Origin of the sequence: Pseudothauera rhizosphaerae (genome assembly GCF_004801305.1) — a bacterium.
GTDB classification, from domain to species: Bacteria; Pseudomonadota; Gammaproteobacteria; order Burkholderiales; family Rhodocyclaceae; genus Pseudothauera; species Pseudothauera rhizosphaerae.
The window spans coordinates 219,576-239,520 of record NZ_SSOD01000003.1 but is presented as its reverse complement, the minus strand read 5'-3'; the positions used below and the strand labels follow the sequence as shown (position 1 = coordinate 239,520).

Annotated in this window: 10 protein-coding genes; 1 reads left to right on the top strand and 9 read right to left on the bottom strand. The window is 66.6% G+C overall.

Going from position 1 to position 19,945, the window contains the following annotated elements; all coding sequences use genetic code 11:
- Nucleotides 1-279: 279 nt before the first annotated feature.
- From E6O51_RS04925 to E6O51_RS04905, 5 genes are all read right to left on the bottom strand, one after another.
- Entirely contained in the window at nt 280-777 is a 498-nt protein-coding gene (locus tag E6O51_RS04925; RefSeq protein WP_136383855.1) for a contact-dependent growth inhibition system immunity protein, read from the bottom strand.
- Nucleotides 778-782: 5 nt separating this feature from the next.
- The gene (locus E6O51_RS22040) at nt 783-9,029 is read right to left on the bottom strand and encodes a two-partner secretion domain-containing protein (RefSeq protein ID WP_136383854.1); all 8,247 of its coding nucleotides are present in this window, start codon (nt 9,027-9,029) and stop codon (nt 783-785) included.
- 19 nt (nt 9,030-9,048) lie between these two features.
- Complete coding sequence (locus tag E6O51_RS04915) at nt 9,049-10,731, bottom strand: ShlB/FhaC/HecB family hemolysin secretion/activation protein (RefSeq protein WP_211091324.1); 1,683 nt, start codon at nt 10,729-10,731, stop codon at nt 9,049-9,051.
- A gap of 264 nt (nt 10,732-10,995) precedes the next feature.
- Nucleotides 10,996-12,015 carry a M48 family metallopeptidase gene (locus tag E6O51_RS04910; RefSeq protein WP_136383853.1) on the bottom strand — a complete coding sequence of 340 codons (1,020 nt, stop codon included), beginning with the start codon at nt 12,013-12,015 and terminating at the stop codon, nt 10,996-10,998.
- The gene (locus E6O51_RS04905; protein WP_230976703.1) at nt 12,015-13,361 is read right to left on the bottom strand and encodes a YjgN family protein; all 1,347 of its coding nucleotides are present in this window, start codon (nt 13,359-13,361) and stop codon (nt 12,015-12,017) included. Before E6O51_RS04905 ends, E6O51_RS04910 begins: the two co-directional genes overlap by 1 nt.
- Before the next feature lie 204 nt (nt 13,362-13,565).
- Between E6O51_RS04905 and rquA the strand changes: the two genes are divergently transcribed.
- A complete protein-coding gene (gene rquA / locus E6O51_RS04900; protein ID WP_136383852.1) occupies nt 13,566-14,273 on the top strand; it encodes a rhodoquinone biosynthesis methyltransferase RquA in 708 nt (235 codons plus the stop codon).
- Nucleotides 14,274-14,343: 70 nt separating this feature from the next.
- On the opposite strand, the gene E6O51_RS04895 is transcribed toward rquA, so the two are convergent.
- The 4 genes from E6O51_RS04895 to E6O51_RS04880 all read right to left on the bottom strand — a co-directional run bounded on the left by E6O51_RS04895 (nt 14,344) and on the right by E6O51_RS04880 (nt 19,821).
- A complete protein-coding gene (locus E6O51_RS04895) occupies nt 14,344-16,461 on the bottom strand; it encodes a putative bifunctional diguanylate cyclase/phosphodiesterase (RefSeq protein ID WP_168735188.1) in 2,118 nt (705 codons plus the stop codon).
- Nucleotides 16,462-16,468: 7 nt separating this feature from the next.
- Nucleotides 16,469-17,236: a substrate-binding periplasmic protein gene (locus E6O51_RS04890; protein WP_168735187.1), complete on the bottom strand. Its 768-nt coding sequence runs from the start codon at nt 17,234-17,236 to the stop codon at nt 16,469-16,471.
- A 67-nt stretch (nt 17,237-17,303) separates the two neighbouring features.
- A complete protein-coding gene (locus E6O51_RS04885) occupies nt 17,304-18,956 on the bottom strand; it encodes a DUF342 domain-containing protein (protein WP_230976702.1) in 1,653 nt (550 codons plus the stop codon).
- A 4-nt stretch (nt 18,957-18,960) separates the two neighbouring features.
- Complete coding sequence (locus E6O51_RS04880; protein ID WP_136383849.1) at nt 18,961-19,821, bottom strand: HDOD domain-containing protein; 861 nt, start codon at nt 19,819-19,821, stop codon at nt 18,961-18,963.
- Between the last annotated feature and the right edge of the window lie 124 nt (nt 19,822-19,945).

The following is a 19,945-nucleotide window of genomic DNA, read 5'->3' as shown; positions in this document are numbered from 1 at the left end:
AAGGGGCAGAGTCATTCAAAATCATCTGGAAGGAAATCACTCTGACCCCTTTGGTTTCCTGACCCCTTTGGTTTCGGGAGGAACTGCAATCCTGGCCAGCGCCGGGTTCAAGGGGTTTGCGACCAGCGTGGCACTAATCACCCAGGCAAGGACGCGGCTGGCCAGAGTGCGGAGACTCATCGAAGGCAATGGGAAACGGGACGTGCGGAAGGCTCGAAGAGACACAGGATCGGCGCAGGCGTCAAGGAAATATTAATCTTCAAATACCGTTCCAGCATATCATGTACAACGACTAACAGCCAACCTCAAAGCCTGCCCAACATCAACAGGATGACTCTGAGAGGGAATAACAACATAATCTGTCTCAGCAATCCCTTTCCCACTCCAAGCTTCCAATTTCTCGTGATGCATTGGTTGCATAATAATTGAATCACAAACCATTTCAACTAAACAATTTCTCATACCTTTAAACATATCACGCCTATTTTTGTAGCCAAATTCCGCAATTATCTTATCAACCCAAGAATGGTATTGTGGAACAACTCTACCTCCGATATCAAAAAACCCAGGATCGTTCTTAGGATTAATTTGTCGACTAGCAGCGAGTCCATCCAGAACGGCAAAACCTAATTCCTCATCAGTGACACCGGGTTTTAGAATGAACTGCCTCCCCAGATCATCCGGCAAACAATTCCAGTATCCAGAATACGTCTCGATAAAGAAAAAATCCTTATTCGCCTTTACACAAACCCACGACTTCTTATCCGGCTCAACCATGATTATCACTTTATAGAACTAATGACAACATTAACCCCTTGAGACTTACCATACTCTATCGCGCGATTAATCTGAACCCACTGAGCAGAGGTCGTTCCAGAGGGCACAGCAACATACAATTCACGAACACCAATCATATTTTTATTCAAAGGAACATTGTTTAACGCATATGAATCAAAGTTAGCAACCGCATCAACGTTCCCCTTCAATGAACTATAGATTTGGTTTGGATTTGCAATCTTGGCCGCAGTAGTCGTATCGAGAGTCTTAGCACTAATCGCCGTTCCAGTCGACGCATCATAGAAATCAAAAGTTTTGAATCCCTGAGGCAATCGTGTTCCCGACGGGAGTTGCGAGGCAAGATAGTCCTCCCATGGCATCCCTTGATTCTGAATACCTTTCCCCCATTCAATTCCTGTCGACTGCCGATCTACAGTACTATTCACCCACGCGGGAGTATTGTCCGGCAAATTTCCTGCGCGTGCCGCTTTGCTGTCCGCTACTGACCCCAGAACCTTGCCTAATCCTTTAGCGGCAAGAACTCCACCCACCTCCGAAAGCGGAAGCCCAATTACGGTCAAACGCTGCGTTGTTGCCCAGTCATACTCGGAGATATAACCTGCTTCTACCCCACGCCCTTGCAGCTTAAGCAAGGTCTGATAATAACTCTGCATTTGAGCATCATCAAATGGGCCAGTCTCATCACTGAGCAGCGCCTCCTTGATATATGCAGGAGCCTCCACCAATGCAGACAGCAAGGTTCGCATATCTTCAAGTAGGCTGGCATTCTTGGATGCATCTTCATACCCAGCCAATTGCCCAGCCTGATAGTCTGTAGCCCAATTCGTCAAGCGCTCAGGATCGAAGTTATTTTCCAGATAACTCCTGACTTCAGTATTGTTTTCATATGCACTGAAAAGCGGTTTCAGGTTTATCAGTTCGTTTCGATACTCCTCCGCCGTCACTGAAAACAGCTTGTGGAATTTTCCATCATTGTCCACATAGGCATCAGGCACTTTGGCCGCTTCAGTCAGGATAAAGGCTTCAGTGGCTGCATCACGGCCATTGACGCTCGTCCAGCCGACGTCGGCCATTGCTGCGCCGTAGCGATCCAACGCCTGCCTAGCTTCCGTTTCGGTCAGAGATACTCCACGCTCCTCCATGTATTCGATGTAGCGCAGTACCCGCTCTCCGTCGGCTAAGAATGCAATTTCTTTCGGGTGCAATTGCCGGTTGTACTGCGTATCGTAGTTGGCGATGTCCGCGGCCAGTTGGGGATCGCCCCCCGAGACCGCCGACGACACTGCCCCGACCAGTTGCGAGGCCATGGAGAGCAATTGCGGATCATGGTCGACCAGCGCGGCCAGGTCTTCGACCAGCGCTTCGTTGGCCCCGGCCGCCAGCGCTCCCGTGGCGAAGTCCCCCGTGGCCGCCTGGCTAATGAGCCCGCCCACCAGGGCTTTCACCGCGATCTTCTCGAAGCTGCCGTTTTCCAGTGGAAGGTTACCCACTTGGTTGAAGGCCGCCGCCGACACCGTATGCACCGCCGCCGCAGTGAGCGCCGTCGCGAGGTTGTCGCTGAAGCTGCCGCCGTTGATCGCCGTACCCACCGTCGCCGACACTCCCGCCCGCGCGGCCTGATGCACGGCGAAGCGGCCCACGTCCGAGAAATCACTCAGGTTAAAGCCCGAGACCTTGCCGGTCACCGGGTCGGTCTTGCCGCCCAAGGCACCGTCGATGTAGCCCGCGGTGATGCCGGCCACGATGGCGCTGGTCGCGTAGCCCTTGAGCGCGTCTTCCGAGAAGCTCTGTTCGAGGGCTTTGCCCAGGTCCCCGCCGTTGTTGATGGTGTTGATCGCCATGTTCGAGGCGGCCGAGGTGGCCGCCGCGGTCAGCGCCACGTTGGCCCACCCGGCCGAGACCGCACTCGCGGTTGCGGTAGCCGACAGCCCCGCGGCCATTGCCGTGCCCGAGCCGGCCGTCGCGCTGGCCATGCTGCCGATCGCCGCGCTGGCCGCGCCCCAGGTAAGCACCGTCACCACGATGGCGATCACCAGCGCCAGCCCCGCGCCCAGCCCCGAATGGCTGTACTTGAAGCTGTCGTGCACCTCCTTCACGCGCTGCCAGTCCACGTCCCCGCGTGCTTCCATCTCCTTCAACCACGCGAGCTGCGGTTCGGCTTGCACCAGCGCGTCGATGGTCTGGGTGACGGTCTGCGCATTGACTTCCTTGACCTCGATGTTGATCCGCCCCGCGGCCCGGATCGCCAGTTCGCCCCCGGCCACCAGTTCGCTCTGCCGCAGGGTTTCGTCCGTCTTGCCCTTGCCCTTGGCCGAGGTCCACGCCCAACTGCTGCTGCTCTTTTCGTGGCTTTCCTGCTTGAGGTCTTTCACCCCTTCGAAGGCGATCTCCCCGCCGGACTCCAGCGTGAGGTCGCCGAGGCTCGCGAGCTTCGCCACCTGGTAGGTTTGATCGCCCCCGCTCTCGAGGGTGAGGTCCGTGCCGGCGCTCACTTGGCTGCCCACCTGGGTGACGGTGGTCACTTCGTCGCGCCGCGTCTTCTTGCTGCCGAAGCTGCCCTTTTTCTTCTTGTCGTACAGGTAGTAGTCCTGGTTCGCGGCCGCGAGCAGGGCGAGCTCGCCGCCCGCGTAGAGGTAGGCTTCCTCGCCCGCCTGCGCGGCGCTGGCCACCACGGTGAGGTCCTGTCCGGCCGCCACGGTGAGGTTGCCGCCGGCTTGCACTTCGGTTTGCTGCTGGCGCACGCTCAGCGTTTCTCTGTGGATCTTCTTGCTGCTGCCCTTGTAGCGGTAGTCGGTGTGGGAGACGTCGGCGGCGGCCGCGAGCGTCGCGTCGCCTCCGGCCAGCAGCAGGGCGTCGCCGCCCGCCTTCACCTGGCTGGCGATGACCGCCAGGTCCTGGCCCGCCACCATGGCCAGACTGCCCCCGGCGCTCACTTCGGCGCCCAACTGGGTGACGTGCTCGCTCGTGCGCCGGGTGCGCGGGGTGCGGGCAACGCTGCTTTGCCGGTCTTCGGCCGCGGCGATGACGAGGTGCCGCCCGGCCGACAGGTCCATGGCGCCGCCGGCGTCGAGCACGCTGCCCACGTTGTAGAGGTCGCGCCCGGCCGACAGGGCGAGGTCCCCGGCCGCTTCGATGCGCGCGGCCGCGTCGACCAGGCTGTGGGTGAAGGTCAGCCCGCTGGCCTGGGCCGTGAAGGCCGTGACCGTGCGTTCGTTGATCAGGTCCCCGCTGAGCGCGGTGACGTCCACGTCCCGCCCCGTGAGGAGGCCGCCCCGGGTGTTGATCACGCTGTCGGCCGCCAGCACGGAGAGCCGACCGCCCGCTTCCATCAGCCCCCCATTGACGACGAGACCGGCGCTGGCCGACAGGTCCTCCGTGGCCCGCAGCGTGCCCCGGTTGGCGAGCGTGCCGCCGCTGATCAGGTCCACGTCCCGGCCCTGGATCAAGGCCCCGGTCGGCGCCAGCCGCCCTTCGGCCTGCGCCAGGTAGAGCACCGGGACCAGGACCTCTTCCCCATTCACTTCCATCGCTTCCAGCCACACGATGTCGTGCGTGAGCGCCGCCACCTGTTCGGCCGTCAGGCCCACCCCCACCGAGAGGTCGAGCGCTTCCTTGCTGGCAATGGCGTTGTCCATCAGGTAGCGGTACAGGGCTTCGTCCGAGGTGAGCCCCGCCAGAAACCGCTGCCCGGTGCGCGCCACTACCGCTTCACGGATCAGGCGCTGTTCGTACAGGCCGTCGCCCAGGCGCCGCCACGTGGTGTCGCCGTCCTCGCCCAGCAGATTCAGCAGGTAGTCCGAGCCGAGGAAGTTGGCCAGCTCGGTGAGCGCCGGGTTGGTTTCGACCACGTACTTGTGCGGCTGCGAGGCGTTGCCCGCCGGCATGCCATTGCCCGCCTGGCCCGCGTCGCTGCCGCCTTCGCCGCTGAGCCGGAACAGGCCGTTCTCGCCGCTGGGCAGGCTGAAGCCGGGCAAGGTCAGCGGGTTGACCGCCTGCTGGGAAAGGTCGGGGGGAAGCTGCGGGTTCAGTTGGACGACGGTGGTCGTGACCGACGCAACGGGCACGGTATCGTGCTTTTCGCTGTCCTGCTCACTGGTGTAATCGTGGGAGATGACGCCGTTGTCGAGACTCTCGCCGGCCGTGATGGAGACGCTGCCGCCGGCCTGGATGACCGCATGGCTGCCATCGCCGCCGCTGGTGGAGACTTCCAGGTCGCTCATCAACTTGAGGGAGTTGCCCTCGGCCGGAAATTCCATCAGGTTGTTCGGATTGTATTGGGATTGGGGAAGTCCACCACCAGGCAGGGGATTCACTATGCTGGAAACGGAAAAGGGAATGCTCACATTCCCGCCCGTCACGGCGTCGCGATACACCACCCCATAACGAATATTGTCTTCGTCACCCAGTCCAGGAAATGCAAACAGGTTCGCGATCGCCAGCCGCAGGTTTCCGCCCCCATCCACGTAGTAGGCGTTCGGAAAATCCGGGTTGTTGCGCTGGTTGTATTGATACACCTGGTTTCGGGCAAAGGGGGATACGTACTTGTCCCTGATGTTGTCGTGCCTGAAGATGCGGGTCCGTTCGATGGTGCCGGACATCGCCCCTTCGTTGCTGAAGTGCCCGGTCTCGATGGCGATGTCGCCGGCCGCGGAAACCGTGCTCAGCCGATTGGCGAAGGTGGCGCCGGTAAAGCTGAAATTGCCCCCTGCGGTGATGAACGAAGACTCATCCGCCTTGATCTCGGTCTGGTAGTTCTCCCGGACGAAGTAATCGACCGTGTAGTAGTCGTGCTCGCAGTCGTGGCAGCGTATCGCGACGTAGCCGGATAGGAGCTTGCGGCTGATTTCGAAGACGTCGACGGTGTTCTCCAGGGTCTGCGCCCGGATGTCCATGTCGCCGACGCTTTCGATGCTGCCGGAGCGGTTCTCCACCTTTTCGGCGCTGCCGTTTTCGCCGGCCCCGGTGATCAGCAGTCCGCCCAGGGTGTACACATCGGCATGGCGGTTGGTGAAGCGGTCTACGCGCAGCGCCATGTCCTCGCCGCTGAAAATCAGCCCTTCTTCGTTGAGCAGGTCGGGCGCGTCCAGGGTCAGGTGCTTGGCGCTGCCCAGGGTGCCGCGGTTGTCCAGTTCCGCGGCGCTGAAGGCGAGGTCGCTGGTGGCGGTGATGCGGCCGCGGTTGTCCGCCTTTCCGCTGAAGCCGAAGGTGGCCTTGCCTTTGGCGGCGATGAGGCCCGCGCTGGCCAGATCCAGGCTGGCGGCGGTGAGGCCGAGGTCGCCCACGCTGGTCAGGCGGCCCTTGCCGCCGTAGCCGCCGGTAAGAACCAGCGAGAGCGTGCCGTCGCTGGCGATCAGGCCGTCGTTGGTCCAGTTGCCGCCGCTGCCGGTGAGGGATTTGGTCGCCAGTACCTGGCCGTCGGCGGTCTGGCTGAAGGTGCCGACCTTGAGCGTGAGATTCCTGGCCTGGAGGGTGCCGCTGTTGGTCCAGCTCGCGGCATCGAGGGTGAGATCGCCCTGGGTGAGGATGTGGCCGCCGGCCTCCGTGACCCGCGCCGAGGCGATGCCGAACCCGCCGCTGCCGGCATGCAGCAGGCGGCCGCCCTGGTTGGCCAGGCTGCCGATGGACAGGGTCAGGTCGTGGTTGGCGGTTTCCAGGATACCGCCCTGGTTGTCCAGCAGCCCGTCGAGCACGACCGCGGTTTCGGTTTCGTCGCCGCCGCCCAGGGCACGCACCTGGCCGCCCTGGTTGTCCAGGCTGGCGGCGCTGAGGGCGAGGGTGCCGCCGCTTTCGATGATGCCTTGGCGGTTGTCGAGGGCGCCGGTAAGACGAAGGTCCATGCCGCCGGCGCCGAGGGCGTGGATGCGCCCGCCGTCGTTGAACAGGCTGCCGCCGGCGGTGAGATCGAGTTGCTGCCCCTGGATCAGGCCGCCTCCGCCCTGCCCGGCCACACCGTTCTTCAGCCAGCCGGACAGGATTGCGTGCGCCGTGCCTTTGACGCTGGCAAACGTGCCCTGACGGTTGTCGAAATTGCCGGCGCGGACCTTCGCGTCGCCGGTTTGGCTCAGCAGGGTGCCGCCCGCATTGAGCAGGTCGCCGCCCAGGTCCAGGGACAGCAGGCCCTTGCTTTGCAGGCTGCCGCCCTGGTTGTCCAGTTCGCCGGCGGCCAGGTGCAGGGTGGCGTCGCGGCTGTAGATGAGGCCGTCGGCGCTGTTGTCGACGTCGCCCTCCACGGTGACGTCGAGGGCACCGTTGGCGGCCACGGTGCCGGCCGCGTTGTCCAGGCTGGCGGCGTCGATTTCCAGTGTGCCTTGGCTGGCAAGGGCGCCGCCATGGTTGTCCATCGTGTCCGCCTCGATCTGCAACGGGCCGCCGCTGGCGAGTTGGCCGCCGGCATTGCCCAGGCTGCCGCTCAGTTCGAGCCGCGCGGCGGCATCGGTGCCGATCCGGCCGGCGGCATTGTCCAGTTCGCCACCGACGATTTCCAACGCCTTGGTGGCGAGCAGGCGGCCGTCACGGTTGTCCAGGCGCTCGGCCTCGATTGCCAGGTCCGCGCCGCTGTCGATCTGCCCGCCGCGGTTGTCCAGGGTTGCGCCGATGGTCAGGGTTTGCCCCTTGCCGCTGGAAAGGATGCCTTCCCCGCTGTTGTCCAGGTTTGCCGCGCCGAGGTCGAGGCGGCCGGCGGCGGCCACGGCGCCTTGACCGCTGTTGAGCAGATCGCCGGAAAGCAGCACGGAGATGTCGCCGTTGCTGCTGGAAAGCGTGCCGAGCTGGCGGTTGTCCAGGCTGTCGCCGGTGAGCGTCAGGCCCTCCCAGCCGGAAAGCAGCCCGCCCTGGTTGTTGGTGCTGTCGAGCGTGAGACCGAGCTGGTCGCGGCTGATGATCCGCCCGGCACGGTTGTCCAGGCTGGCGGCGGACAGGGTCAGCGGGCCCAGGCCGGAGATTTCGCCGCTGCGGTTGTCGATCTGTGCGGCTGCAAGGAGCAGTTGCCCCACCGCGGTGAGCAGGCCATCCCCGTTGTCCAGGGTTTCGGTGGCCGTTACCTTCAACTCGCGGCTGGCGGCCACGCTGCCGCCGTTGCGGATGTCCTTGCCGTCCAGTTGGACGTCGCCGACGGCATTGCGGGTGCCATCGGCGTTCACGCCGGCCTCGACGTGGCCCAGGTTGGTGAGCGTTTCCCCGCTGCTCAGGACGATGGCGTCGCGGGCGGCCAGGGCGGCCTGGTTGAGCAGGTCGCCGCGTGCCGTCAGTTCGAGCCGCGATCCGGCATACATCTGGCCCTGCGTTTCCACGCTGCCGGCATGGACGTCGATCCGCCCCTGGGCCGCGGCATTGGCGACGCTCAGCCTGCCGTTGACGTCGATGCGGATATCCCCTGCGGAAGCGGCCATGTCGCCGGCCAGCCGTACGCCGACGCCGGTCTCGGTGCCGAGCAGCATGATGCTGTTGGCGTACATGCCGCCCAGCGCGGCGCTGTCAATCGCCAGCAGCGGCGCATTGCCGTCGGCCGCGAGCGCGGTGGCACTGAGGTCGTCCGCATTCACGTCGTTGCGCCCGGCGATCACGTTCAGCCGCCGGGCGTACAGGTCCGCATTGATCCGGGCGCTGCGGGTGACGAGGTCGAACTGGTCGATGTTGCCGGCGTTGAGCCCCGCGCCGTCGATGGCGATCTCGCCGCCTTCCACGCGGAATCCGGCCAGCCACCCGTCTTCGATTCGCGGCGTGCCGGTGGTGAGCGTCACGCGCGGGGTGTTGAGGAAGCCGCAGCCATTGCAGGAGATGCCCCAGGGGTTGGCGACGACGAGCCGCGCGGCCTGACCGGCGATTTCGGTGTAGCCGTTGAGTTGGCTCGGCCGCCCGCCGGTGACTTCGTTGAGGATGAGGTTGGCCGCCCGGCCGCCGAGATTGGGGTTGCCGACGATGTGTCCGCCCAGTTGGGTGTTCTGCAGGGCAGCCGTGGCATTGTTGAGGATCAGGCCCTGGCTGCCGACGTTGTAGTCGGTGAAACGGTTGTGGGACAGGCCGCGCGTGTTGGGGGCGGCGATGTTGACCACCGGTACGCCGTTGCCCGCCTGGCCGAGCGTGGTGGCACCGCTTGCCACGGTGACCTGCGCCAGCGCGGAACCCATCGGGTTGAGGATCAGCGTGGCGGTGAGCACCCAGGCGATGGTCCGGCAGACCGGGCTGTGCAGGTTCATCGGCGTTTCCAGCAGAGGGGCGGCGGAGTTCTTCATGGCGGGAAAGTCGGCGAGGTCAAAGGAGGAATTCGAGGCGGAAGTGCATCGGATGCTCGCTGTCGGGCAGCGCGTCCGGGCGTGCGAGGGAGCGGGCGTACATCAGGCTGGCGCGCAGATGCTTGCCGCGCGCGGTCAATTCGATGGCACGCCCGCTGATGCGGCCGTGCTGGCCGGTGAGTTCGTTGTGGCGGTCGCGGGCGATGACGCCCACGTCCCATGCCAGGGCGATGCCGAACTCGGCCAGCACCGCGGGCAGCCAGGCCGCGGCGGCTGTGCCCAGCGCGTCCGGGGCCACCGGCGTGCGCCAGCGCAACTGGTTGCGCCAGTAGCCGCCGCTGTCGCCCGACAGGGACTGGTCCTTGAATCCGCGCACCGAACCCGGGCCGCCGATGCTGATGCGGCGCGGGCCGTGGAGTACGTCTTCGCTCTTCTGGGCGAAGACGAGGCTGTCGAAGGTGAAGGACTGGCCCGCCAGCGCGAAGGGCTGCAGGAAACTCGCGGTGAAGGTGTACTTGTCGTACTGCGCGCGCGGGTCGCCGGAGGCCGGATGATGGTCGGTCAGCCCGCCGAAGGCGCCGATGCCCCGCTGCCAGCCGAGGTCGAGGTTGATGAAGGCCGAGCCGATGCGCCGGCCGTGGTTCAGGCCCAGCCCCGCTTCGGACAGGCGCGGGCTGTTGACTTTCACCAGGCTGCCTTCGACGTAGTTGCGCGAGTCCACCTGGCCGATGGAGAGGTTCGCCGCGGTCTTGCCGACGGCATCGCGGTGCAGCAGCCGTTCGGCGCGCAGTTCCTGGCTGCGGCTCTTGCCGGACAGTTCGAAGGCGAAGCCCGTGGCCTCGTTCAGGCTGCGGTAGCGGCTTTCGCTGTAGCTGTAGGAGAAGGTCCACCAGCCCCAGGGCAGGCCGTAGTGGAGAAAGCCGTTGTCGGAGGACGGGTTCTTGCCGCCGTGCGTGTCGGCCCCGCCGCGCACCATGAACTGGTCGGCGAGGCCGAGGGGCGAATCCAGTTCCAGGCCGGCCACCCATTGCTGCTCGCCGGTGCTGCGCTGGCCGTCGTTGTGGCGGGTGAACGTCAGGCGCCAGGGCTTTTCCGGCGAGTTGGCGATCACCGCGCGGCTCGCGCCGACAGCCTCGCCGGGCGTGAGTTCGATGGTGGCACGGTTGGAGGGCAACCGATTCAACTGGTCCACCAGTTGTTCCAGTTCCCGCAGGTTGAGCAATTCTCCTTCGCGGCCGGGGAAGGCCATGTCCAGTTCGCGCGCGGTCAGACCGCTGTCCGGGCCGGGCTCGATGCTCTCCAATTGTCCTTCGACGACGATGACCTCCAGCGTGCCGCTGCCCAGCTCTTGCTCAGGCAGATAGGCGCGCGACGTCACGTAGCCGCGGTCGAGATACCAGTCGGTGATTCGCCGCAGCAGTTCGTTGAGATCGCCCGCGGCAAGGCAACGTCCTTCAAAAGGCGCAACGAGCTGCCGGCGTTCTTCCGCGTCCGGCAGCGTGGCGCCCTTGAGTTCGATCCGGCGAATCTCGAAGCATTTGCCGGGTTCGACAGGAGGCTCGGCGGGTTTGGGAACGGCGCCAGGCAACTGGTGCAGTTCCTGCAGGCGGCGCTGCTGCTCCTGCAGCAGGCGCTCCTGCCGTTCGCGGCTGAGATCGAGGTCGCCAGGCAGCATGGCCTGGGCGTGCAGGAGCGGGGCCACGCCGGCAAGTGCCAGCGGCAGTAGCCGGGCCGCGCGGCGAAGGGTACGGCCAAAGAGGGAAACATGCGGGCAGCGTTGCACGGGCACGGAGCGTGGTCGTCGAACGCCTCGACATCGGCCCGTGGGCAGCCCGTCTCAGACGTTCAATGTCAAGAGGGAAATTGTTTCATCATTTTATGCGAAGGACGTACCCTAACGCATCCTGCTGGCATGTGTCAAAAAAACCGACGTTCATGGCGAACATCGTGGCCCAAGCCGCTCCCTTCACTCAGACTCCAGGATCAACCTCACCCGCTCCGGCGTCGGCGGATGCGTCGCCAGGTAAGCCCCCTTCTCGCTCTTCGACGGATCGAGCCGCTGCAGGATGTCGGCGAAACGCTGAGCCGGGATGCCTTGGCGATTCAGCATCTCCACCGCGTGGCGGTCGGCTTCCCGTTCGAAGCCGCGGGAGTAGCCCAGTTCGGTGAGCATCAGCGGGAGCGCGGTGATGGCCGACGAGACGGAGGAGATGTCGCCCACGACCAGCGTGGCGATGAGACCCATGAAGGAGGCCTGGATGGAGCCGCGCATGGCGTGGCGGTGGGTGACGTGGCCGATTTCGTGGGCGAGCACGCCCATCAGTTCCTCGTCATGCTTGGCCAGGCGCACGAGTTGGTCGGTGAACACGATGGTGCCGGCCGGCAGGGCCAGGGCGTTGGCGCGGATGGAGTCGGCGGCGTCGCGGAACAGGACGCGCACGGGCTGGTGTCGCGCGGCCTCGTCCAGCAGCGGGGCGAAGGCGGCGAGCAGGCGGGCCTGCTCCTTTTCCGGCAGACGGCTGGGTTCGAAGAGCTGGCTGTCGAGGATTTCCAGCACGATGCGGTCGGCGTGGCGGTTGACCTCGGCAGGCAGCGCGAAGGCGGCGACCTTGGCGAGGGCGGGCACGCCCCACTGCACGCTGCCCCAGACGAAGGCGATGGTGACGACGAGGCCGATGAGGACGTAGCGCAGCTTCGATTCCAGCCGGTGGGCGAGCCCGGCGGCGGGCGAGCGCTGCGCGGCGAGGCGGTCGACGGCGTCGTTGTCTTCGGTCTCGAAACTCGCGCCGCCCGGAAAGCGCAGGAAGCGCGGCGTGTTGCCGATGCGCGAGGAGAAGGCGAGGCACTCCAGCGCGACCGGCGGCAGCAACTCGCCGGCCTCGCCTTCCACGCGCGCACTGCCGTCTTCGATGAGCACGCTCGCGCGGTGGGCGCGCGAGCTCGTGCCGTCGAAGAAGCGTCCTTCGAAGCGGTTTTCGATGGGCATCAGATGCCCAGGTCCACGTCGAACACGTCGCCGATCTCGCCGCCCACGGCGGAAACCTCGTCGCGCTGCGCGGCGGCGAATTCGCCCAGGTCGCCGTCGGCCGCCAGCCCGATGTGCTGCGCGGCGTAACGGGCCGTGCGCACCTTCGCCCAGGGGTAGAACAGGCCCAGGGTCAGGCCGATGGCGAGGGTGTTGGTGAGCATCAGCAGGGCGTAGGTGCCGAGCCGGTAGTCGGCCTGCAGGGCGTGGCTGCCGAGCGTGGTGTTGTTGAAGCGCAGGTTGGTCATCATGACGGTGGAGAGCGCGAAGATGAGCAGGTAGGTGGCGATCATGATGAACGGCCCCACGAGCGGAAGGACGACGGAGACCAGCCCCATCAGCAGACCGCCGCCGAAACCCACGCCGATCACGGCCAGCGCGATCAGGTAGAAATTGCTCGCTTCCCCGCCGAAGCGGAAAGGTTCCACGCCGTAGCGGCTGTTGCCGATGACGAACTGCTGCTGGCGATACATGGCGTAGGGGAACAATATGCCCGCGGTCAGCAGGCCGAGCAGCGGCCACAGCAGGAAGACCTTGTAGGCTTCGCCGATGCGTCCGTCGAAGCCGAAGCGCACGCCGCGCCAGGCGGAGTTGTGGTTGCGGAAGGCCAGCCCGCGCACCATGATCCACGGGAAAATGGCGAAGAAGAACAGCATCAGCACCACGCCGAGCAGCGGCACGAACTGGTCCGCCAGCATGTAGATGACCAGCATGGCAAAGGCGATCAGCCGCCCTTTGAGGATCTTCAGCGGGTCGGCCAGGTATTCGAAGCTGGTGCCGTCCAGGCGCGCGTTGCCGTAGAAGTAGCGCTGCGTGCGCACCTTGGCCCATGCCGAGTAGATGCCCAGGGTGACGATGCCGAGCAGCAGGTTGACGATCCAGATGCGGAAGAACTCGAAGCCGTTGCCGGTGAATTCGAAACCGAGTTCGCGGCGTTCGTCGGCAGCACGGGCGGCCGGTATGGCTGTCGCGGCGCCGGCGCCTCCGCCCTGCGAGATCGCTTCAGGCTGTGGAGCCGCAGGCGCCTCGGCGGCGGCTTGCGGTTCCAGCGCGAGCGGCCGGGCAGCCGGCGGGTGCAGGGCATCGAGGCTGACCGCCATGCCGATGCCGGTAAGCTGGCCCAGGTATGCGTCCGCCCTGGCGCGGTCGAGGTTGCGCTTGAGCACGACCCGCGGATGGCCGAAGACCTTGTCCACATCCTCGGCGGTGAGGCCGAACAACTCTCCGAAACGCTGCATGACCTGCTCGCGCTCGAACCCTGCCAGAATGTCGCCCTGGAACACCAGGGCGTAGCTCGCTTCAGCCATCACTCCTCCGCGGAATCGTTTGGGACTGCCCCGGCGGACGGTGCGACGGCCCACTCCGGGCAACCGGGTGCGCCCTGCGTCACGAGCCGGGACATGACGGAATGGTAACATCTGGTTACCGCGGCCGTCATGACGAATAGCACACGGCATGAAACCGTCCGCAGCCCGCCGATCCGCATTCACAAACCGGAGTGACCCCGACCGATGAGCGGCCCCGATCGCGCCAGCGATGCCACCAGCGCACCACCCCCTCCCCTGCTGCCCGAGTACCTGCTGCGTACCTACCGCTGGGCCTACCTTTCCCGCCGCACCCTGCCCTGGCTGGACCGCGACCTCGTGGTTTCGGCCATCCTGTGGGGCAACGCCGGACGCCTGATGCGCGCGGCCTGCGCCGAATTCGCCGTCGGCAGCAAGGTGCTGCAGGCGGCCTGCGTGTACGGCCGTTTCTCGCCCATGCTCGCCGCCCGGATCGGCCCGCAGGGCCGGCTGGACGTGGCCGACGTGTCCCGCCTGCAGCTCGAGAACGCCCGCCGCAAGCTCGCCTCTTTCGCACATACGCACGTGCTGCACGCCGACCTCGCCCACCCGCTCGCGGAACGCTACGACGGCGTGTGCGCTTTCTTCCTGTTGCACGAGGTACCGACGCACCAGCGCCGGCTGATCGTGGACAACCTGCTCGCCGCGGTGGCACCGGGCGGCAAGGCGGTGTTCGTGGACTACCACCGTCCGGCGCGCTGGCATCCGCTGCGCCCCGTCATGCATCTGGTGTTCCGCTGGCTGGAGCCCTACGCGCCGTCGCTGCTGGAAACGCCCATCGAATCGCTGTCGGCCCGCGCGGGCGAATTCGAGTGGCGGCGCATCACGCTGTTCGGCGGCCTGTACCAGCACGTGGTGGCGGTACGGTGCAGGTAGGGTAGGAGCGGGCTTGCCCGCGATCGCGGCCTTTGCTCTCCCGCCGGCCGTATCGCGGGCAAGCCCGCTCCTACGGTTGAACGTCGGCCCCGGCCGGCGTGGCCTGCTGGTGTTCCAGCAGCACCACGAAGGCGCCTGCCGGCATGGGCTTGTGGAAGTGGTAGCCCTGCAGCAGATCGCAACCCAGTTCGTGCAGGAAGGCGTGCTGCGCGGCGGTTTCCACCCCCTCGGCCACCAGTTCCAGGTGCAGGCTGTGGGCCAGGCTCACGGTGGCGGCGCAGATGCTGGCGTCGTTGGGGTCGTTTTCGATGTCGCTGACGAAGGCCCGGTCCAGCTTGAGGCGGTCGAGCGGGAAGAGCTTGAGGTAGGCGAGCGAGGAATAGCCGGTGCCGAAGTCGTCGATGGCCAGCGACACGCCCAGCGCCTTCAAGGCCTGCAGGTTGCCGATGGTGATCTCCGGCTGCTCCATGGCGGCGGACTCGGTCACTTCGAGTTCGAGCCGGGTGGGGTCCAGGGCATGGCGGAGCAGCAGGCGTTCGACGCGGCGCGGCAGATCGGGATCGCGCAACTGCCGGCCTGACAGGTTCACCGCCAGGCGCACGCCGTCGAAGCCGCGTGCCTTCCAGTCTTCCAGGTGTTCGCAGGCGGTGCGCAGTACCCAGTCGCCGATGGCGTTGATCAGTTCGCTCTCTTCGGCGATGGGGATGAAGGCGGCCGGGGAGATCAGCGAGCCGTCCTCCCGCTGCCAGCGGATCAACCCCTCGGCCGCGACGATATGGCAGCCGTCCGGGTTCATCTGCGGCTGGAAATACAGGCGGAACTCGTGGCGCTCCAGCGCCTGGCGCAGTTCGGCCTCCACGTGCAGGCGCTGGGTCACCGCTTCGTTCATGGCCGGCTCGAAGAAGCGGAAACCCGCGCGGCCGGCGGCCTTGGCCTGGTACATGGCGATGTCGGCATGCTTCATCAGCGTGCCGGCGTCGCCGCCGTCGTCAGGGAAGAGGCAGATGCCGATGGAAGCCGACAGACGCAGCTCCAGCCCCTGCACCCGTGCCGGGCGGCTCAGGGCTTCGAGCACCTTCTGCGCCACCGCGGCCGCATCGGACTCATGCATCAGTTCGCCGAGCAGAATGACGAATTCGTCGCCGCCCAGGCGGGCCACCACATCGGCCTCCCGCAGGCAGCCGGAGATGCGGTCGGCCAGGATGCGCAGCAGTTCGTCGCCGCTGGCGTGGCCGAAGGAATCGTTCACCGATTTGAAGCGGTCCACGTCCAGGAACATCAGCGCCAGCCTGTGCCCCTGGCGGTGGGCCTGGCCGATGGCCTGGGCCAGCCGCGCCTCCAGCCCGTAGCGGTTGCTCAGGCCGGTGAGCGCGTCGTACAGCGCGGCATGTTCCAGCGCGCGCTGTGTGGTGGCGAGCCGCTCGACCGCCTCCACCACTTCGCCCAGTTCCGCACTGTGGACGCTGGGCAGGCTGTCGGCCACGTCCTCGCCGCGGCGCAGGCCGGCGAGGCAGTCGGATATCTGCACCAGCGGCGCGAGCAGGTGGCGGCGCATCACCACCACCAGCGCCGCCCCGAGCAGGCCGGCAAACAGCGTGCCGGCCAGGGTCACGCCGAGCACCACGACCGCGCCGCGCGAGATTTCGGCCGAGGCCTGCGACACTTCGCGCACCAGCCTCGCCGCCACCTCGTCGGCCGCCTGCTGCATGGCGGCGCGGCGTTCGTGCCAGAAGGCCGCGCGGCGCTCGGCCATGGGCGCCAGGCCGGCGGGCGCGTGGATCGTGGCCGCGGCCTCCTCCTCGCGCATGGCGAGCAGGCGGTTGGCGGTTTCGAACGCGACGCTGGTGCTGCCCTCCCCGTCGCCCGCCAGCGCTTCGAGGGACGGATGCAGCGCAAGCGCCTGCATGGTGAGCGCGATGCTGCGCCAGCGCAGGGGATCGGCCTCGTCCTGGAACTGGTCGCCGAGCGTGATCATGCGCTCCAGGTTGCCGACCGCGCGCAGTTCGCCCATGCGCGCGGCGGCATTGTCCTGCCCGCCCCGCGCGGCCACGCGGATGGCGGAGACGGAGACGGTGGCCACCACCACCACGCCGATCAGCAGCGCGAGCGCAGCGCCGAGCGCGAGCCACAGCGACAGGCGGCGCAGCGAGAGGCGACGGGGCGCGACGCCTTGCGGAAGGTCGCTCATCGGCGGCTCACAGGATGCTGAAGGGGAAGTAGCGGCGGGCCAGGCGCTCGTGCTCGCCGCTGGCGATGAGGTCGTGCAGTGCATGATCGACGGCGGTGCGCAGGGCGTCGTCGCCCCGGCGCACCACCATGTGCACGCTTCCCCCCAGGCCGTGTTCGCGCAGCGGCGTACCGAGGAAGGCCAGGCCGGCGCCCTGCGGCGTCTTTATGAAAGGCAGCGCCTGCATGGCCGGCAGCAGGGCCACCTGGCAGGCGCCGGAGGCGAGGCCTTCGAGCAGGTCCTGGCCGGTGGGCAGCATGCGCACGTTGGCGGCGTGTTCGCCCGCCTGCCCGCTCAGGTAGCGTTGCTGGGCGGAACCGGCGACGGCACACACCTGCGCCTCGCCCAGCAGTTCGCCCACGGTCTTCATCGGCCGGCCGGCCTTGCCGACGAAGACCGAAGCCGAGCGCCAGAACGGCACGGTGAAGGCGACCTCGCGCTCGCGCTCCGGCGTGCGCAGGAAGTTGGCCGCGCCCAGGTCGTAGCGTCCGGCCGCCACGGCCGGAATGATGTCGGCGAAGGCCGCAGTCTCCAGGCGGCAGGTGCGGCCGAGTTGGGCACAGATCGCGCGCGCCACGTCCACGTTGAAACCGGTCAACTCGCCGTTGGCATCGAGATAGGAAAACGGCACGGAACGCGGCGTCAACACCACGCGCAGTTCTTCCGCTCCGGCCGGTGCGGTGCCGAGCAGCAGCGACAGCAGCAGGACACGGCCGAGCAGTGTGCGGAGGGTCATCGCGGTTTCCTTTGGGAGAGCGCCGCGCAGTATCGCAAACGTCGTACTCCCTGTCATCCGCGTTTCATTACGGAGAGGGCGAATCTCCGGCCGCAAGCAGCCCCAGCACACCGTCGTTGAGGCCGATGGCGGCGGCGCCGTGCTCGCCGCTGACGCTGTAATGCAGCGTTCCCATCTGCACGTTCACCCCTTCGTGCAGGACCTGTTCGGCGGTGACGCGGGCCTGCTGCGAGCGTGCGACGAGCTCGGCGAGGGACTGCTCCTCGTCGCGCAGGGCCTGGATTTCGTCCGCGAGCACCTTGGCGGTGTTGCGGGCGCGCTCCACCATGGCCGGATCGACCCGGCCCGGGTTGTGGCCGGCAAAGGCCAGCAGCTTGCTGATGTCGAGCAGTTGCTTCTCCTTGCCGTCGCGTGTCTTCGCCAATTCGTGCATGCGCTTGTGCGTCGCCGGGCTCACGCCCACCTCCAGGTTCGTGGCGATGCGGTTGGGCGAACCCAGCACTTTGCCGCTGATGGACAGCGTGGCCAGCGCGCGGCCGCCGATGATGTGCCCGCGGCGCTTGTTGCCGACGCGGATGTGGTTGCCCGCGGCCAGGTCGCACTGCATCGCCATGTCGTCGATGAAGATGCTGTCGCCCGCTTCGATGCGCGCCTGCTGGGCGAAGGCCGCGGTGAAGGTGCCGCCGCAACGGATCAGGCTGTCGGCGTGCTCCTTGCGGCCCAGGCCGCCGAGCGCGCCGCCCTTGATGGAGATGCTGCCGCCCGCCTCCAGCACACAGGGGTCGGCGGTGCCGCCGATCTGGATGTCGCCGCTGGCGCGGATGGTCATGCCGGCGGCCACGTCGCCGCGCACCACCACGCTGCCGTCGAAACTGACGTTGCCGGTGGCCATGTTGACCTCGGCGACCGTATATACCTGCTCGACGATCATGCCGCCCGCCACCACCACCGGCTGGCCGGCCACTTCGGCCAGCAGGCGGTCGGGGTCCTCGGGGTCCGGCTGCGCGCCGTTCAGCTTCGCCGCGAAGGCGACCTCCTTGCCCGGATGCGCCGGGATGGCCTGGCCGAACACGGTCACCCCCGGCGTACCGGCTGTCGCTGCCCGCCGCACCATCAGCGGCTGGCCGGGCGCCACGCTGAGGATGTCGCCCAGGTCGCGGTAGTCGGTCTGCCCGCTCGCGTTGAGATGCGGCACGCGGGAGCGGGCTTCGGGCAGCACGCTTTCCAGCCTCCCGTTCTCGCCCGGCACGGCGGGGCGTCCGCGCGCGACGGCCACGCCATCGGCCATGCCGGCGGCGATGGCGCGGGTTATGGCTTCGGGCAGGATGCCTTCGGTCACGCCCCTGGCGGCCAACTCGGCAAACACGGCTTCCTGCGCCACCGGCCTGCCGCCCTGGGCCGGCACGATGGTCAGCAGAGCTTGAAGGCCGTCGGGCGCAATGGCGATGGAGAAGCTCGCATCCACGCATTCACCCAATTTCAGCGCCGCAACGGCGGCACCCGAGTTGTACTGGGCCAGCAGGCCGGTGATGGCCATGGGGTGGTAGCGCAGCGTGCCGTAGCCCTCCTCGGCCAGGCGCGCGCGCAGCCAGGCTTCGTCGATGGGCACGGCCGCCGGGTCCGGCCGCACGCTCGCGAAGAGCGCGCCGGCTTCCGCATCCAGGCGGAAACTCAGCCCGACGCCCTTGCCCTGCCCCACCTCCGCATTCATCTCGGCCATGGTTTCAGCCCCTCACTGCGGCGAGGATCTCCCCGCGCTCTTCATGGGACGCTGCGAGCAGGGCCGCCAGCTCATCCGTGTCGATGCCGAACACCGCCGCGGCGGCGGGGCCGCGTACCGGATTGCGCCCCAGCAGGCCGTCGAAGGGGTTGGGCGCCTCGGACACCAGCGAGGCCAGTTGCACGACATGGCCGAGGTCGGCAGGCGGCCATTCGCCGTCGTAGGTGTGCTCCACTTCAAGGCAGTCGAGAATGCTCTCCGGCATGTCGAACACTTCCAGCACCGCCAGGCCGACGCTCTGGTGCATGTCGTCCACCAGCGCGGCGAAGCGGTCGATGCTGGCTTCCATGGCCGGGTAGTCGGAGGCGCGGGCGAGCAGGAAGAACTGGCCGATGTGGGTCATCATGCCGGCCAGCAGGGCCGCGTCCGGGTTGGCCGCTCGGGTCTGCCGCGCCAGCGCGAAACACCACGACGCCACATCGACGGAACGCAGCCACAGCCCGTGGGCCAGCATGCGCATGTTGGGCGAGCGGTGATCGCCGGCGAGTTGCTCGGTGGCCACCGCGAGCGCAAGGCTGCGCAGCGCGGACAAACCGATGCGGTGCACCGCGTCGCGCACCGTTTCGACGCGGGCGCGGTACGGGTTGAGCGCCACGGTGTTGGCCATGCGCACGGTCTTGGCGCTGAGCACCGGCTCGGCCTGCACCACCGTGGCGATCCGGTCGAGCGTGGAATCCGGATCGTCGGCCAGGCGCTTGATGCGCAAGGACACTTCCATGGACACCGGAAAATTCAGCCGGCGCTCCTCGATTTCCGCGGCAATGCGCTCGGCGAACGCCTCCGCCTGTTCCTCGAAACCCTGCATGACGCCTCCTCCCCGCCGGGAGCACAACACTCTGTGCGGGTTTTTATGTCGTATGGCCGAGTTTAGCGCGCCGCTGCAGCGATGCGGAATAGGCCGACGCCCGGGACGGAAGGCTTTGCTGACA